The 14,198-nt window shown below is 60.8% G+C and carries 15 protein-coding genes; 8 read left to right on the plus strand and 7 right to left on the minus strand.

Annotated features, from left to right (window positions below):
* Positions 1-14 precede the first annotated feature (14 nt).
* From C4J84_RS08470 to C4J84_RS08480, 3 genes are all read right to left on the minus strand, one after another.
* Positions 15-434, minus strand: coding sequence for an organic hydroperoxide resistance protein (locus C4J84_RS08470; RefSeq protein WP_124370125.1), 420 nt, complete (start codon positions 432-434; stop codon positions 15-17).
* Positions 435-663: 229 nt separating this feature from the next.
* On the minus strand, positions 664-1,116 hold the full coding sequence (locus C4J84_RS08475) for a MarR family winged helix-turn-helix transcriptional regulator (protein WP_124435169.1): 453 nt from the start codon (positions 1,114-1,116) through the stop codon (positions 664-666).
* Between the two features lie 81 nt (positions 1,117-1,197).
* A complete protein-coding gene (locus C4J84_RS08480; protein ID WP_124370127.1) occupies positions 1,198-2,148 on the minus strand; it encodes a LysR family transcriptional regulator in 951 nt (316 codons plus the stop codon).
* 108 nt (positions 2,149-2,256) lie between these two features.
* On the opposite strand from C4J84_RS08480, the gene C4J84_RS08485 reads away from it, so the two are divergent.
* The gene (locus C4J84_RS08485; protein WP_124366380.1) at positions 2,257-3,006 is read left to right on the plus strand and encodes a sulfite exporter TauE/SafE family protein; all 750 of its coding nucleotides are present in this window, start codon (positions 2,257-2,259) and stop codon (positions 3,004-3,006) included.
* On the opposite strand, the gene C4J84_RS08490 is transcribed toward C4J84_RS08485, so the two are convergent.
* Positions 2,996-3,877 (minus strand): LysR family transcriptional regulator, encoded by an 882-nt coding sequence (locus C4J84_RS08490; protein WP_124370128.1) that lies wholly within the window; start codon positions 3,875-3,877, stop codon positions 2,996-2,998. The two genes, C4J84_RS08485 and C4J84_RS08490, sit on opposite strands and share 11 nt — an antisense overlap.
* A gap of 70 nt (positions 3,878-3,947) precedes the next feature.
* Here C4J84_RS08490 and C4J84_RS08495 point away from each other — a divergent pair, with 70 nt between their 5' ends.
* Both C4J84_RS08495 and C4J84_RS08500 read left to right on the plus strand, forming a co-directional pair.
* Positions 3,948-4,154 carry a DUF1127 domain-containing protein gene (locus tag C4J84_RS08495; protein ID WP_164487521.1) on the plus strand — a complete coding sequence of 69 codons (207 nt, stop codon included), beginning with the start codon at positions 3,948-3,950 and terminating at the stop codon, positions 4,152-4,154.
* 45 nt (positions 4,155-4,199) lie between these two features.
* Positions 4,200-5,429: a winged helix-turn-helix domain-containing protein gene (locus tag C4J84_RS08500; protein ID WP_124370130.1), complete on the plus strand. Its 1,230-nt coding sequence runs from the start codon at positions 4,200-4,202 to the stop codon at positions 5,427-5,429.
* 99 nt (positions 5,430-5,528) lie between these two features.
* Here the strand turns inward: C4J84_RS08500 and C4J84_RS08505 are convergent, their stop codons facing one another.
* Positions 5,529-6,875, minus strand: a complete 1,347-nt coding sequence (locus C4J84_RS08505; protein ID WP_124370131.1) for a class II 3-deoxy-7-phosphoheptulonate synthase — start codon at positions 6,873-6,875, stop codon at positions 5,529-5,531.
* A 125-nt stretch (positions 6,876-7,000) separates the two neighbouring features.
* Between C4J84_RS08505 and C4J84_RS08510 the strand changes: the two genes are divergently transcribed.
* The 3 genes from C4J84_RS08510 to C4J84_RS08520 all read left to right on the plus strand — a co-directional run bounded on the left by C4J84_RS08510 (position 7,001) and on the right by C4J84_RS08520 (position 9,541).
* The gene (locus C4J84_RS08510) at positions 7,001-7,756 is read left to right on the plus strand and encodes a spermidine synthase (protein ID WP_124370132.1); all 756 of its coding nucleotides are present in this window, start codon (positions 7,001-7,003) and stop codon (positions 7,754-7,756) included.
* A gap of 637 nt (positions 7,757-8,393) precedes the next feature.
* On the plus strand, positions 8,394-8,702 hold the full coding sequence (locus C4J84_RS26405) for a transposase (protein ID WP_256660109.1): 309 nt from the start codon (positions 8,394-8,396) through the stop codon (positions 8,700-8,702).
* An 8-nt stretch (positions 8,703-8,710) separates the two neighbouring features.
* Positions 8,711-9,541 (plus strand): IS3 family transposase, encoded by an 831-nt coding sequence (locus C4J84_RS08520; RefSeq protein ID WP_256660197.1) that lies wholly within the window; start codon positions 8,711-8,713, stop codon positions 9,539-9,541.
* 112 nt (positions 9,542-9,653) lie between these two features.
* On the opposite strand, the gene C4J84_RS08525 is transcribed toward C4J84_RS08520, so the two are convergent.
* On the minus strand, positions 9,654-10,445 hold the full coding sequence (locus C4J84_RS08525) for a crotonase/enoyl-CoA hydratase family protein (RefSeq protein WP_124370133.1): 792 nt from the start codon (positions 10,443-10,445) through the stop codon (positions 9,654-9,656).
* A gap of 424 nt (positions 10,446-10,869) precedes the next feature.
* Here C4J84_RS08525 and C4J84_RS08535 point away from each other — a divergent pair, with 424 nt between their 5' ends.
* Complete coding sequence (locus C4J84_RS08535) at positions 10,870-12,543, plus strand: DEAD/DEAH box helicase (RefSeq protein ID WP_124366387.1); 1,674 nt, start codon at positions 10,870-10,872, stop codon at positions 12,541-12,543.
* 90 nt (positions 12,544-12,633) lie between these two features.
* On the opposite strand, the gene C4J84_RS08540 is transcribed toward C4J84_RS08535, so the two are convergent.
* Entirely contained in the window at positions 12,634-13,401 is a 768-nt protein-coding gene (locus C4J84_RS08540) for a class III extradiol ring-cleavage dioxygenase (protein WP_124435170.1), read from the minus strand.
* A gap of 104 nt (positions 13,402-13,505) precedes the next feature.
* On the opposite strand from C4J84_RS08540, the gene C4J84_RS08545 reads away from it, so the two are divergent.
* A complete protein-coding gene (locus C4J84_RS08545) occupies positions 13,506-14,162 on the plus strand; it encodes a thiopurine S-methyltransferase (protein ID WP_124435171.1) in 657 nt (218 codons plus the stop codon).
* The last annotated feature ends 36 nt before the right edge of the window (positions 14,163-14,198 follow it).

Here is a 14,198-nt window from a genome sequence, read left to right on the forward strand (position 1 = left end):
ATCTGGGCGCGTGGTTAAACGGTTACGTGCAGGCGCACATCAACGTTGCCGCGAGTGGCGTTGGAGTACGGGCAGACCTGGTGGGCGGCGTCGACCAGGCTTTGCGCATCGTCTTGCGCCAGGCCTGGCAGGCTGATGTGCAGGTCGATGTCCAAGCCGAAGCCACCAGGGATCTGGCCGATGCCCACATGGGCGGTGATCGAAGCGCCATCCGGGATCTTGCGTTTGGTCTGGCTGGCGACGAATTTCAGCGCGCCGATAAAGCAGGCCGAGTAGCCGGCAGCGAACAGTTGCTCAGGGTTGGTGGCTTGGCCGCCAGCGCCGCCCAATTCCTTGGGGGTGGAGAGTTTGACGTCGAGGATGTTGTCGCTGGAGACAGCGCGACCATCACGGCCGCCGGTGGCGGTGGCTACTGCGGTATAGAGCGTTTGCATGGTGTCGTCCTCTGTGTTGTTAGCGCTAAATGTTTGTGCGCTAAGTAGTTGGTGAAGTGAATGTATAGCGCTAATGTTTAGCGCGCAAGATAATTTTATAAATATTTTTGGGCGATGGAAAACAATGTGGGAGGGGGCTTGCTCCCGATAGCGGTGCGCCAGCCACTCAATGCGTATCTGGCCCACCGCTATCGGGAGCAAGCCCCCTCCCACATGTTCAGTTGCGTCTTTAGATTGCGTTCTGCAGGTTGCTGCGCAGGGCAATCAAATCCGCCTGCAGCTTGCGTAGCTGCTCCAGTTCCAGTCCGCTGGCTCCCAGGATGCACTGGGGAATACCCATCGCACGGTCCTGCAGCGCCCGCCCGGCGTCGGTCAACTCCACCACCACCACGCGTTCGTCTTCGCGGCTGCGGGTGCGGCTCAACAGGCCTTCGGCTTCAAGGCGCTTGAGCAGCGGCGTCAGGGAGCCGGGGTCGGTGAGCAGGCGATTGCTGATTTCACCGACGGTCAAACCATCTTCTTCCCACAGCACCATCATGGCCAGGTACTGCGGATAAGTCAGGCCGAGCGCCTGGAGGAGAGGCTTGTAGACCTTGGTCATCAGCAGCGAGGTGGAATGCAACGCGAAACATAGCTGGTTATCCAGCATCAAGGATTCGCAGGGTGTGGGATTCTTGCTCATGGCGTTGCCTCGAAAAAAGCCTGTATGGGCTGGAATCTAGCGGGCAAATCTTTAATGCACCAGATAATTCTACCCGGACGGTCAGACCATGGTGCTTCGCAGCGCCAGATCCCAGGGTGGCACCGGGCTGAAACGGGACTTCAGGTATTCCAGCAGCAATCGGCTGCGCGCATTGGGTTGTTGTTCCAGGCGTAGCGCGTAAATGCCAGTGGTTTCCGGGCTGGGCAAGCCGTTTTCACAAAACAGAGGCAAGAGTTCACCGCGCACCAGGTATTCGCTGGCCAGCCATGTCGGCAGGTGCGCAATACCCAACCCCGCCAGGGCGCCGCTGAGCAGAGCTTCGGCATTGTTGGCGCTCATACGGATACGGCGAGGGCGGTAGATGGCACGGCGCCCGTCCAGTTCGAAGCGCCAGGCGAACATCGGCGCCAACCCGTCCCAATCCAGGCCGTCATGTTCGCTCAGCTCCCGCGGGTGCGTCGGCGTGCCGCGGCTTTTCAGGTAGCCCGGACTGGCGCAGGCGATGCGCACAATACTGGCGAGCGGCGTGGCGATCAGCCGGGTGTCGGCTATATGCCCGGCGCGCAGTACCAGGTCGACCTTGCCCAAATGCGCGCCCTGCATATCAACAAAGCTGTCGATCAGATGCAGGTGCACATCCAGTCCAGGGTACACCTTCAGGAAATCTGCAATCACCGGCGCCAGGTGCCGTCGCCCGAAAGCCGCCGGTGCATCCATGCGGATCAGGCCTTCCGGCGCATGGCTCAACGACACGGCTTCGGCGCGCGCCAGTTGCAATTCACTCACAATCCGTCGCGCCCGCTCGGCAAAGGCCAGGCCAGCCGGGGTGGGCACCACGGCATGGGTGCTGCGCTGGAACAGGCGGCTGCCGACTGAGTTTTCCAGGCTGTCGATACGCCGCGCCACGGCCGAGGGGGTCAGCGGATGGCGGCGTGCAGCGGCGGAAAAGCTGCCGGTTTCGAGTACATCGAGAAACAGGCACAGTTGGTCGGTGAGGGTATTGGGATTCATCGGCTCATGCTTATGCGAGGTTGGCACAACCATTGTGCGTTGCTGTGCGTTTCCGTACCAGGGCCGACTGCGTAGCATGCGAGGCTTGGGATGACGGAGTAGCGAGCGGTGTTGGATTTAGCGATGTACCTGGTATTGGGTGCGGCCCTTGGCACAGTGGGCGGCTTGTTTGGCATTGGAGGCGGGCTGATTGCCATCCCCGTGCTGGGGGTGCTGTTCGGCCTGGACCAGCAGATCGCCCAAGGCACTGCGCTGGTCATGGTAGTCCCCAACGTGATGCTGGCCCTGTGGCGCTATCACCAGCGCAACCGCATCGAGCTGCGCCACGCCTTGCCGCTGGGTGTGATGGGCTTCAGCTTTGCCTGGCTAGGATCGATCTGGGCGGTAGGCCTGGATGCCGGGGCGATGCGGATTGGGTTTATCGTGTTTTTGGTGGTGCTGGCGGCCTATAACCTGTTGCGCATGTTCACCCGCAACGCACCGCCGACCGCGCAAATGCGCTATTCCTGGCCCTGGTTGGGCGTACTCGGCGCAGCGTCGGGCGCCATGGGCGGGCTGTTTGGCGTGGGTGGCGCGGTGGTGGCCACGCCGGTGCTGACCAGTGTTTTCGGCACCACCCAGGTCGTCGCCCAAGGCTTGTCCCTTGCGTTGGCGCTGCCCAGCACCGGAGTGACGCTGGTCACTTACGCCTGGCACCACCAGGTGGACTGGCTGATCGGCGTGCCGTTGGCGGTGGGCGGCCTGCTCAGTATCAGCTGGGGCGTGAAAGTTGCCCATGCGCTGCCCGAGCGCGTATTGCGTGGCCTGTTCTGCGGCTTCCTGGTGGTGTGCGCGGTGATGCTGACCTTTAAAGTCTGAAGCCTTCGAGGATGTAGTCGGCCAGGCATTCGGTGATGGGCGACGTCATCTGCGGATTGCGCAACAAGCGCAGGTGCATCGACGGCAAGGGTGGGAAGCCTTCGTCGCTGCCGAGTACGCGCAGGTCCTGGGGCACCAGGCTTTCCATGCTGATCATTGCCGCCAGGCCGGCACTGACGACTGCCAGGATCGCCGCGCCGTTGGAGCTGTGATAGGCCAGGCGATAATCCCGTCCGGCCGCATCCAGTGCCGCTCGCGCCCACTGCGTGTAAACGCAGTCTTCGCCGGAAACCGCCAGCGGCATGGCGTCATGCTCGTCCACGCAGAAACACGGCGAGGCGGCCCACACCATGCGCTCAGTGCGCAGGAATTCACCGAGATCATTGCCGGGCTCGCGGCTGATCACGGTCAGTGCCAGGTCCCGGCGCTGCATCAGCACCGTTGACGACTCGCAGTGCAGTTCGATCTGGATCAGCGGGTAAGCCTTGGAAAACTGCTTGAGGATGCCCGGCAGGAAGCGCATCACGTAATCGTCCGGCGTGCCGATGCGTACCAGGCCCACCATATGCGGCTCGCGCAGGGTGTTGAACACTTCGCTGTGCAATTTCAGGATGCGCCGCGCATAACCCAGCAACACTTGGCCCTCGGGGGTCAGCCGCACCTGACGGCCATCGCGTTCGAACAGCTTGCGCTGCAGCACGTCTTCTTCCAGGCGTTTCATCTGCATGCTCACCGCCGACTGGGTGCGGTTGACCAGCTCGCCTGCCCGGGTAAAACCGCCCTGATCGGCGATGGCGACGAAGGTGCGCAGCACTTCGGTGTCGATGCTGGGGTACGTGGACAATTGATCAATCTCCGAGATGTGTTTCATAAGAAACATTCGTTGGATTGATCATATGCCCAGGCACACACTGGCGTCATCCCCACTGGAGGGCGAGAAGATGAAAGGTCAAACAGATGTTGTATTGATGGCAAAGTGGCCGCTTTCCGGGCTTCTTCATACGATTTCGCGTTGGCAGGCGCTGCATCGTGAACGCCAGATGCTGGCGGGCATGAGCGACGACGCGCTCAAGGATATCGGTCTTAACCGTATCGATGTGGAGCAGGAAATCCATCGACATTTCTGGGAAGACCCGCTGCGAAAGTAACCGGGAATACAGTAGGGTAGGACGCGCGTATTCAAGGAGCTATCCATGCCCGCCGTCCTGTCCTTTTCCCTCAAGCAAGCACGACGCATGGCGCTGGCAGCCCAGGGGTTTTCCGGGCGCCAGCCGCCGGCACAGATAAAAGCCGCGCACCTCAACCGTGTGATCGAGCGCCTCGGTGTGCTGCAGATCGATTCGGTCAATGCCGTGGTGCGCTCCCATTACCTGCCGCTGTTTTCTCGGTTGGGCCGTTATTCTCCCTTGATGCTCGAACAGGCCGCCTGGAGCCAGGGGCGGCAGCGCTCGCTGTTCGAATATTGGGGGCACGAAGCCTCGTTGCTGCCCATGGCGCTGTACCCAATGATGCGCTGGCGCATGGAGCGGGCCAAACAAGGGCAGGGGATCTACGCGCAAATGGCGCGATTCGGGCGTGAGCAGCAGGGCACTGTCCAGCGCGTACTGCGCGCCGTCGAAGAGCAGGGCGCCTTGGGCGCGGGCAGTTTGTCGACCCGCGAGGTGCGTGCCGGGCCCTGGTGGGACTGGAGCGACGAGAAGCACGCGTTGGAATGGCTGTTCGCGGCCGGTCTGGTCACCGTTGCCGGGCGGCGTGGCTTTGAACGCCTCTATGATTTGCCCGAACGGGTATTCCCCGCCGGAGTCCTTCAAGCCAACCTGAGCGAAGCCGAGGCCCAGCGGGGCTTGTTGTTGCACAGCGCAACCGCCCTGGGAGTGGCCACTGAAAAAGACCTGCGCGATTACTTTCGCCTCGAACCCGTCGACAGCCGCCAGCGCCTGGCCGAGCTGATCGAGGATGGACAGTTGCTGAACTGCCAAGTGCAAGGCTGGAAGCAGCCGGCGTATTGCTTGCCGGCACCCAAAGTGCCACGCAACGTGCCGGCCAGCGCCTTGCTGTCGCCCTTTGATTCGTTGATCTGGGAGCGTGCCCGCACCGAGCGCCTGTTCGATTTCCGTTACCGGCTGGAAATTTACACCCCGCAACACAAGCGGGTGTACGGCTACTACGTGCTGCCGTTTTTGCACAACGAGCGGATCGCTGCGCGCGTCGACGTGCGTGCCGAACGAGCCAACGGGTGCCTGGCGGTGCATGCGGTGCACGAGGAAGAGCGGGGGCTGGATGAGCAGGGGATGTTGGCGTTGGCGCTGAACCTGCGGCAGATGGCCGATTGGTTGGGGCTGCAACAGGTCGTGCTCAATTGCCAGCGGCCGAGCGCCGCGCGGTTACGGGTGGCAATGCTCGGTCTGGATGTTGGTTTTTAGGGCGCCATCGGGGGCAAGCCCCCTCCCACATTTTGAAATGCATTCCAACCTGTGGGAGGGGGCTTGCCCCCGATGGCATCAGTCCAGGCGACAACGTCTTCAGCGTTTAACCTGTTTCAAGGTTTCGGCAATCAAAAACGCCAGTTCCAGCGACTGATCAGCATTCATCCGCGGGTCGCAGTGGGTGTGATAGCGGTCCGACAAGCCGTCCTCGGTGATCGGCCGTGCGCCGCCAATGCACTCGGTGACGTTCTGCCCGGTCATCTCGATATGAATGCCGCCGGCATAGCTGCCTTCAGCCTGGTGTACCTGGAAGAACTCTTTCACTTCGCCGAGGATCTGCGCAAAGTCGCGGGTCTTGTAGCCGCTGCTGGCCTTAATGGTGTTGCCATGCATCGGGTCGCTGCTCCACAGCACGTGCTTGCCTTCGCGCTGCACGGTGCGAATCAGGTCAGGCAGGTGGTCGCCGACCTTATTGGCGCCCATGCGTGCGATCAGGTTCAGGCGGCCAGGGTCGTTGTCCGGGTTGAGGATGTCGATCAGGCGGATCAGGTCGTCCGGGTTCATGCTCGGGCCGACCTTGACCCCGATCGGGTTGTTCACCCCGCGCAGGAACTCGACGTGGGCGCCATCCAGCTGACGAGTACGGTCGCCGATCCAGAGCATATGGGCTGAGCAGTCGTAGTAGTCGTTGGTCAGGCTGTCACGGCGCACGAAGGCTTCTTCATAGTTGAGCAGCAACGCTTCGTGAGCGGTGAAGAAGCTGGTCTCGCGCAGTTGCGGCGAATCGTCCATGCCGCAGGCGCGCATGAAGGCCAGGGTCTCGTCGATGCGGTCGGCCAGTTGGCTGTACTTTTCGGCCAGCGCGGAGTTGGCAATGAAGTCCAGGTTCCACTTGTGCACCTGGTGCAGGTCAGCGAAGCCACCCTGGGCAAACGCGCGCAGCAGGTTGAGGGTGGCGGTGGACTGGTGGTAGCTCTGCAACAGGCGGTCCGGGTCCGGGACGCGGCTCTTTTCGTCGAAGCCGATGCCATTGACGATATCGCCGCGGTAGGCGGGCAGGGTAACGCCGTCGATGGTTTCATCGTTGGACGAGCGCGGCTTGGCGAACTGGCCGGCCATGCGCCCGACCTTCACCACCGGGCAGCCGGCGGCGAAGGTCATGACGATCGCCATCTGCAGCAGCACCTTGAAGGTGTCGCGGATTTTTGCGGCGGAAAACTCGGCAAAGCTCTCGGCGCAGTCACCGCCTTGCAGCAGGAAGGCGCGACCCTGGGTGACTTCGGCAAACTGACGACGCAATTCGCGGGCTTCCCCGGCAAACACCAGCGGCGGGTAACTGGCCAGGCTCTGCTCCACTTGCAGCAGGTGCGCGGCATCCGGGTACCGGGGTTGTTGCTGGATCGGCAGGGCACGCCAGCTGTCGGGGCTCCAGGGTTGGCTCATCATGCACTCGTTGGGTAGGTTGACGTTCGGGCGTCAATGTTAGCAGCAATTAGTGCGTGACCTGCTGCCGTCGCTTGGCCGACAATCGCGCACTTTGCCCCGCAGCCAACCCGTTAGGAGTAGTGATGAGCGAGGAGCGTGTCGAGCGCCTGCTGGCCGAAGTCCATGATGATTTCGGCATGATCCGTGTATTGGAAGTGGCCGATTACCGTTTTCTCGAATTTGGCGATGCCATCGAGCAAAGCTGCGTGTTCACCGCCGACCCGAGCTGGCTGGAGTATGACTACACCCGCGCCATGTTGGTCGGTGCGTTGTGCCATGAACAGCCGGAGAGCGCGCTGTTCCTTGGCCTTGGCGCCGGCACGCTGACCCAGGCCTGCCTCAAGTTCCTGGCGCTTGAGGACGTCGAAGCCATCGAGCTGCGCCCCGACGTACCGCGCCTGGCGATTGAATATCTGGGCCTGGACGATGATCCACGCCTGTATATCCGTATCGGCGATGCCCTGGAGTTGCTCGACAGCGCCGAATCGGCCGACCTGATCTTCGTCGACCTGTACACCGACGTGGGGCCTGGCGTCGGTCACCTGGCCTGGACGTTCCTGGAGAATTGCCAGAAAAAGCTCAATCCCGGCGGTTGGCTGGTGATCAACCAGTGGGCCACCGATGATGGCAAGCCGCTGGGCGCGGCGTTGTTGCGCGGGTTGTATCACCGGCATTACTGGGAACTGCCGGTGAAGGAGGGCAACGTGATCCTGCTGGTGCCTTCGGAGCTGGATCAGGAGCTGGACCTGGAGGCGCTGTCCGCTCGCGCCGAGGCCTTGGCGCCGCGACTGGGGTATTCGTTGCAGGCGTTGATCAAGGCGATTCGGCCGGCGACCTAGGCGTCTGTTCTGGCGCTATCGGGGCATGGGTATCTACACAATTTTGTAGCAGCCTACGGTAACCACGATGCGAAGCGAGCCGCTCTTGATCTTGCTTTTGATCTAGGCGCCCCGTTAAACCACGCTGGCCGTAATCCGATAGTGATTTGGGGGGTAAACCGGCAGGGATGCCGGTTTAGCCGCCCCGCGCCATGGATGGCGCGTGGCGGCGACCCCCCAAATCACTGTCGGATTACGGGCACACCGAGCCTAGGCGAGGTGCCGAGTGGTGGGGCAAGAGCCCTTTGGTTACTTTGGGGCTCTTTTCCAAAGTGACCCGCCGTCAGGGCGGACCCCTAAGCCGCCGTTACCGCAGCAACGGATATGTACTCGCTCTGATCCAACATCCTGGTCGGCTGTCAGGCCGCCATCGGGGGCAAGTCGAATCGTCGCACCGCCCCTCCCACATTTGGAACGCGGGGCATCAGTCAGATAGCTATAGGCCGCCAGGACGCCACGGGAGCAAGCTCCCTCGCCACAGGTTCAGGGCTACGCCAAAGTTGTGTAGATACCCATGGCTATCGGGGGCAAGCTGAACTGGCCTAATGATCCCGGACACCTCTTAAGGGCGATATGATTCGCCCAATCAGGAGGTTCCATGCAAGAACGAAAGACCTACACCCGCGAGTTCAAGCAACGTGCTGCAAGTATGGTTCTTGATGATAACTGCTCAGTTCCTGACGTCTGCGCGTCGATGAGCGTTGGGCCTACGGCTCTGCGCCGCTGGATTGATCAGGTTCGCAAAGAGCGTCAGAAAGGGCAGCCAGTGGCAGGTACCAAGGCAATCAGCGACGAACAGCGAGAGCTTCAACAGCTGCGAGCCAAGGTCAAGCGCCTGGAGACCGAGGCTGAAATCTTAAAAAAAGCTACGGCTCTCTTGATGTCGGATCCCGATCGTTTTTCCTGATCGAGGAGCTGAGAGAGTCGAGCTCATATCCGACCCGCCTTCTTTGTAGTGCGCTGAACGTTTCCCGCAGCGCGTTTTATGACTGGCTTAAGCGTCGCTCAGAGCCGAATACCAAGCGTGACGCGCTTAGAGCAAAAGTCGTGCAACTGCATGACGAAAGCCGGGGAAGTGCAGGTGCACGGATGATCTCTCAGCACTTGAAGGCCCAGCAGATCAAGGTAGGTCGGCATCTGGCCGGAAAACTTATGGCGGAGGCAAATCTGGCCAGCAGACAGCGCCGCCGCCATCAATATCGCTCTAGAGGCGTTGAAGCATTTGTGGCCAAGAACCTGCTTGAGCGTAACTTCGAGCCAACCGCAATTAATCAAGTCTGGTGCGGCGACGTTACCAGCCTAATGGTTGGGAAACGCTGGTATCACTTGGCAGTGGTCATTGATCTGTTCGCCCGCCGAATCGTTGGCTGGGCGTTTTCTCTGATCAATGACGCCAACCTGGTTAGCAAGGCGCTGAGAATGGCGGTGGAGGTTCGAGGCAAACATGCAGGCTTGATGTTTCATTCGGATCAAGGCTGCCAATACACCAGCCAGCTCTTTCAGTCCGCGTTGCTGGAGTATGGGATAACCCAAAGCATGAGCCGCAGAGGGCAGTGCTGGGACAATGCACCAACAGAGCGTTTCTTTGGGACGCTCAAATCAGAGTGGGTGCCCACCAAGGGCTATATGACAGTTGAAGAAGCCAAGCAGGATATGACCAGCTTCTTCATGCGATACAACCGAATCAGGCTCCACAGCTACAACAACTACCTGTCGCCAATAGCCATGGAGCAGGAGGCGGCTTGATCACCGTAATCGGTGTCCGGAAAAACTTGACCAGAACAAGCCCCCTCCCACATTTGGAACGCATTTCAACTGTGGGAGGGGGCTTGCTCCCGATGAGGCCGGCACTGCCCACTCAAATACCCTTGAACACCCCAGGCCGCTTCTCGATCATCGCCCGCACGCCCTCCTTGGCGTCTTCGCTGTTCAGCAACTTGTTCACCATCGGCGGCAACGCGGCGGCCGCCACGGTCTCGCCTTCCTTGTGCGCCAATCGCGCCGACATCAACGTTGCCTGCACCCCAAGCGGCGCCTGGCGCGCGATGCGATTGGCCAGCTCGATGGCGCGGGGCAGCAGGTCTTCGCTGGCCATCACTTCCTGCACCAGGCCCAGGCGCAGGGCTTCGTGAGCGTCGAACTCGTCGCCGGTCAGCAGCCAGCGCATCGCATTGCCCCAGCCGGCGATCTGATGAAAGCGTAATGTCGCACCGCCAAACGGAAAGATCCCACGCTGCACTTCCATCTGCGCAAAGCGCGTGTTGCTCGCGCAAAGATTGATATCCGCCGCCAGCATCAGCTCGATGCCGAGGGTCAGGCAGTAGCCATGGGCGGCCACGATTACCGGTTTATTGACCCTGGGACCGGCGAACACGCCCCAGGGGTCGCAGCCGCCCAGGGGCGGTTGCCAGCCTCCCGCCATGACGCCGCTGACATTGGCCAGGTCGAGCCCGGCGGTGAAGTGGTCGCCATGGGCAAACACCACGGCAACGCGCGCGTCCGGGTTTCGATCAAAATCGCCATAGGCCATGCTCAGTTCGTTGAGCAGGTCGAGGTCGAAAGCATTGCGCTTTGCCACTCGGTCCAGCCCCAGCAACAGGACATGGCCCTGGAGTTCACGGGTAACGCGGCTGGTGCTGGCTTGATTCATCGGGTGTGCCCTCGGGGCGCGGATTAAGGTTTCAGACCAAGGGGCAGGCCTGGACAGGTGAACCGTTTAAGCGTGATGACCAACAGGGCCGGGCCTTTGCAAAATAGACCCTGGCGCAGTTATCTGCAAAGGCTGTGACGCAGCACGGTTTATCGGTGCTTTGCGATAAAAAAAGCTCCCTTTTTCAGCTATTTCCGGTATAGTGCGCGCCGGCCTTTAACCGGGCCGCGTTTAGGTAGCGCAATTCCCCGAAGTCAGCTTCGGCTGCACGTCCGCACAGCGGACTCTTCCTTGACGAATCTTTTTCATTCATTCGTTTTCGCAAATCCCCGCCGACAAAGCAGCCAGGGCGACTCTTGAGTCTCAACACGGCATGCGCAGCTTTGGAGCATGGGTCTTTGCGGATGCACTTAGAGGCAGACCCATGACCCAGGAAACCGGCGGCTTCGCCGCTTTTAATCTTAATCCGAACATTCTCGCCGCCGTCATCGCGACTGGCTACGAAGAACCTTCGGCTATTCAGCAGCAATCGATCCCGATCATCATGGCCGGCCAGGACATGATTGGTCAGGCGCAGACCGGTACCGGTAAAACCGCCGCGTTCGCCCTGCCTATCCTGCACTGCATCGATCCTGCCAAGCGCGAACCGCAAGCCCTGATCCTGGCGCCAACCCGTGAGTTGGCGCTGCAAGTAGCAACTGCTTTCGAAACCTACGCCAAGCAAATGCCAGGTGTAACCGTTGTGGCCGTTTACGGCGGCGCGCCTATGGGCCCACAACTGAAAGCCATCCGTAACGGCGCACAGATCGTTGTCGCCACACCGGGCCGTCTGTGCGACCACCTGCGTCGCGACGAGAAAGTCCTGTCGACCGTGAACCACCTGGTTCTCGACGAAGCCGACGAAATGTTGAAGCTGGGCTTCATGGATGACCTGGAAGTCATCTTCAAGGCACTGCCACCAACCCGTCAGACCGTGCTGTTCTCGGCCACCCTGCCGCAGTCGATCCGTGCCATTGCCGAACGCCACCTGCGCGATCCGCAACACGTGAAGATCCAGACCAAGACCCAGACCGTTACCGCGATCGAACAGGCTCACCTGTTGGTTCACGCTGACCAGAAGACCTCGGCTGTATTGAGCCTGCTGGAAGTCGAAGACTTCGACGCCTTGATCATGTTCGTGCGCACCAAGCAAGCGACCCTGGACCTGGCCAGTGCCCTGGAAGCCAAAGGCTACAAGGCCGCTGCGCTGAACGGTGACATCGCCCAGAACCAACGTGAGCGCGTGATCGACTCCCTCAAGGATGGCCGCCTGGACATCGTTGTGGCGACCGACGTTGCCGCCCGTGGCCTCGACGTTCCACGTATCACCCACGTATTCAACGTTGATATGCCGTACGACCCAGAGTCCTACGTTCACCGTATCGGCCGTACCGGCCGTGCCGGTCGCGAAGGTCGGGCATTGCTGCTGGTCACGCCACGTGAGCGCCGCATGCTGCAAGTCATCGAGCGTGTTACCGGCCAGAAAGTGGCCGAAGTGCGCCTGCCGGATGCCCAGGCCGTTCTCGATGCCCGCATCAAGAAACTGACCAACAGCCTGGCGCCACTGGTGGCTGACGCTGAATCGACCCACGGCGAACTGCTGGACCGCCTGACCGCCGATATCGGTTGCACCCCCCGTGCCCTGGCTGCAGCGTTGCTGCGCAAGGCTACCAACGGTCAGGCACTGACCTTGGCAGCGATCGAGAAAGAACGCCCACTGGTACCGAACAACGCGCCACGCGGTGATCGTCCAGAGCGTACCGGCGACCGTCCGGACCGTGGTGATCGTGAGCGTCGTGCTCCGGTTCCATTGGCTGAAGGCCGTGCTCGTTGCCGTACTGCGCTGGGTGCGCGTGACGGTATCGCTGCCAAGAACCTGCTGGGCGCTATCCTCAACGAGGGTGGCCTGGCACGTGAAGCCATCGGTCGCATCCAGGTCCGTGACAGCTTCTCCCTGGTGGAGCTGCCGGAAGACGGTCTGGAAAAACTGCTGGCCAAGCTCAAAGACACACGCGTTGCCGGCAAGCAGTTGAAGCTGCGTCGCTACCGCGAAGATTGATCCGCCCTTGGGCTGATTGATCGCACATAAAAAATCCCCGACTGGTTCGGGGATTTTTTTTTGCCTGGGATTTCAGGCAGTGCACCTGTGTTAGCCAAAGCGATAGATGTCCATGCCCAAGGCGCCGAGGGTGAAGCCCTGATGCGCCACGCTGAAATCACCGCCGGCACCTCGCGCAAAGTAAAGCGGCAACAAATGCTCGTCGCTGGGGTGGCTGCGCACTGCATGGGGCGCCAGGAGGCGATAGTCATGCAAGGCTGTTTCGTCACTGGCAGCGAGTTTTTCGACCACCCAGTCGCGAAAGGCTTGCGCCCATGGCGTGATGGTTTCCGGCCCGGCGCGCCAGTCCAGCTCACCGAGATTATGGGTGATGCTGCCGGAGCCGATCAGTAGCACACCTTGATCGCGCAGACTGCAGAGGGCATTTCCAACCCGGGTTTGAAAAGCCGGACCCATGCGGCTTGGCAGGGACACTTGCACCACCGGAATATCCGCCGCCGGGTACATCAGCGACAGGGGCACCCAGGTGCCATGGTCGAAGGGCCGTTGGTTGTCGACCTGTGCAGTCAGGCCGTCAGCCTGCAATAACTCGGCAATTTCATTCGCCAGCCGTGGATCACCCGGCGCAGGGTATTGCACCGCAAACAGTTCGCGAGGGAAGCCGCCGAAGTCGTGCCAGGTTTCGGGCGCGGCGCTGCCACTGACCAGCAGTCCGTGGCTTTCCCAATGCGCCGATACCACCACAATCGCCTTGGGCCGTGGCAGCGCGGCTGCCAGGGCCTGCAGCGCCGGGCCGCTGGCGCCGGGTTGCAGAGCCAGCATCGGGGAGCCATGGGAGATAAACAGGCTGGGGAACATAAGAAGAGTCCTGAAGATTAATATCGGGCTATCTTCATTCAGATCATTAATCGAGATCTAATATAAGATTTAGTGTCTTTTGATCGATTTTTTCAGGGTGACGCATGGACGCAAGAATTTGGCAGGAACGCTGGGCAACCAATCAGATCGGTTTTCATCAGGCCGACGTTAATCCTAACTTGCAGCGGCATTGGTCAACGTTGGCTCTGGTCGATGGTGCCAGGGTTTTCGTGCCTTTGTGTGGCAAAAGCCTGGACATGAAGTGGTTGGCGGATCGCGGGCATCGCGTGATGGGTGTGGAGGTGTCGGATAAAGCCGTTGAGGCATTCTTCAGCGAACAGGGACTTACGCCGCAGATCGATCAGAGAGGCGTGTTCAAGGTGTATCAGGCGGGCCTGATCGAAGTGTGGTGCGGTGACTTCTTCGCCCTTGACGCAAGTGCTGTGGCTGATTGCGTGGCGTTGTATGATCGTGCGGCACTGATCGCCTTGCCGCAGCCAATGCGCTCGCGATACACCGAGCATCTCGATACCCTGCTGACCCCCGCCTGTGAGGGGCTGTTGATCACTGTCGACTACGACCAGGCGCAAAGGGCTGGCCCGCCCTTCGCTGTTCCGGATGAGGAAGTGCAGTCGCTGCTGTGCCCGCACTGGAATGTGGTCACGCTGCAAGAGCGGGACATTTTGAGTGAAAGCAGCAAATTCAAGGCGGATGGCGTTACTCGGCTTGATGAGCGTGTTTATCGCCTGACCAGGCGGTAAATCACGCCCACGAAAAAGGGGCGATCCAATCGCCCC

This window comes from Pseudomonas sp. R11-23-07 (assembly GCF_003852295.1).
Lineage (GTDB): Bacteria > Pseudomonadota > Gammaproteobacteria > Pseudomonadales > Pseudomonadaceae > Aquipseudomonas.

What these genes read in the sequence shown, in the direction of transcription:
- C4J84_RS08470 (WP_124370125.1), bottom strand. Translation starts at nt 434, where the DNA reads ATGCAAACGCTCTATACCGCAGTAGCCACCGCCACCGGCGGCCGTGAT.
- C4J84_RS08525 (WP_124370133.1), bottom strand. Translation starts at nt 10,445, where the DNA reads ATGAATCAAGCCAGCACCAGCCGCGTTACCCGTGAACTCCAGGGCCAT.
- C4J84_RS08490 (WP_124370128.1), bottom strand. Translation starts at nt 3,877, where the DNA reads ATGAAACACATCTCGGAGATTGATCAATTGTCCACGTACCCCAGCATC.
- C4J84_RS08505 (WP_124370131.1), bottom strand. Translation starts at nt 6,875, where the DNA reads ATGAGCCAACCCTGGAGCCCCGACAGCTGGCGTGCCCTGCCGATCCAG.
- C4J84_RS08495 (WP_164487521.1), top strand. Translation starts at nt 3,948, where the DNA reads ATGAAAGGTCAAACAGATGTTGTATTGATGGCAAAGTGGCCGCTTTCC.
- C4J84_RS08500 (WP_124370130.1), top strand. Translation starts at nt 4,200, where the DNA reads ATGCCCGCCGTCCTGTCCTTTTCCCTCAAGCAAGCACGACGCATGGCG.
- C4J84_RS08535 (WP_124366387.1), top strand. Translation starts at nt 10,870, where the DNA reads ATGACCCAGGAAACCGGCGGCTTCGCCGCTTTTAATCTTAATCCGAAC.
- C4J84_RS08475 (WP_124435169.1), bottom strand. Translation starts at nt 1,116, where the DNA reads ATGAGCAAGAATCCCACACCCTGCGAATCCTTGATGCTGGATAACCAG.
- C4J84_RS26405 (WP_256660109.1), top strand. Translation starts at nt 8,394, where the DNA reads ATGCAAGAACGAAAGACCTACACCCGCGAGTTCAAGCAACGTGCTGCA.
- C4J84_RS08540 (WP_124435170.1), bottom strand. Translation starts at nt 13,401, where the DNA reads ATGTTCCCCAGCCTGTTTATCTCCCATGGCTCCCCGATGCTGGCTCTG.
- C4J84_RS08480 (WP_124370127.1), bottom strand. Translation starts at nt 2,148, where the DNA reads ATGAATCCCAATACCCTCACCGACCAACTGTGCCTGTTTCTCGATGTA.
- C4J84_RS08510 (WP_124370132.1), top strand. Translation starts at nt 7,001, where the DNA reads ATGAGCGAGGAGCGTGTCGAGCGCCTGCTGGCCGAAGTCCATGATGAT.
- C4J84_RS08545 (WP_124435171.1), top strand. Translation starts at nt 13,506, where the DNA reads ATGGACGCAAGAATTTGGCAGGAACGCTGGGCAACCAATCAGATCGGT.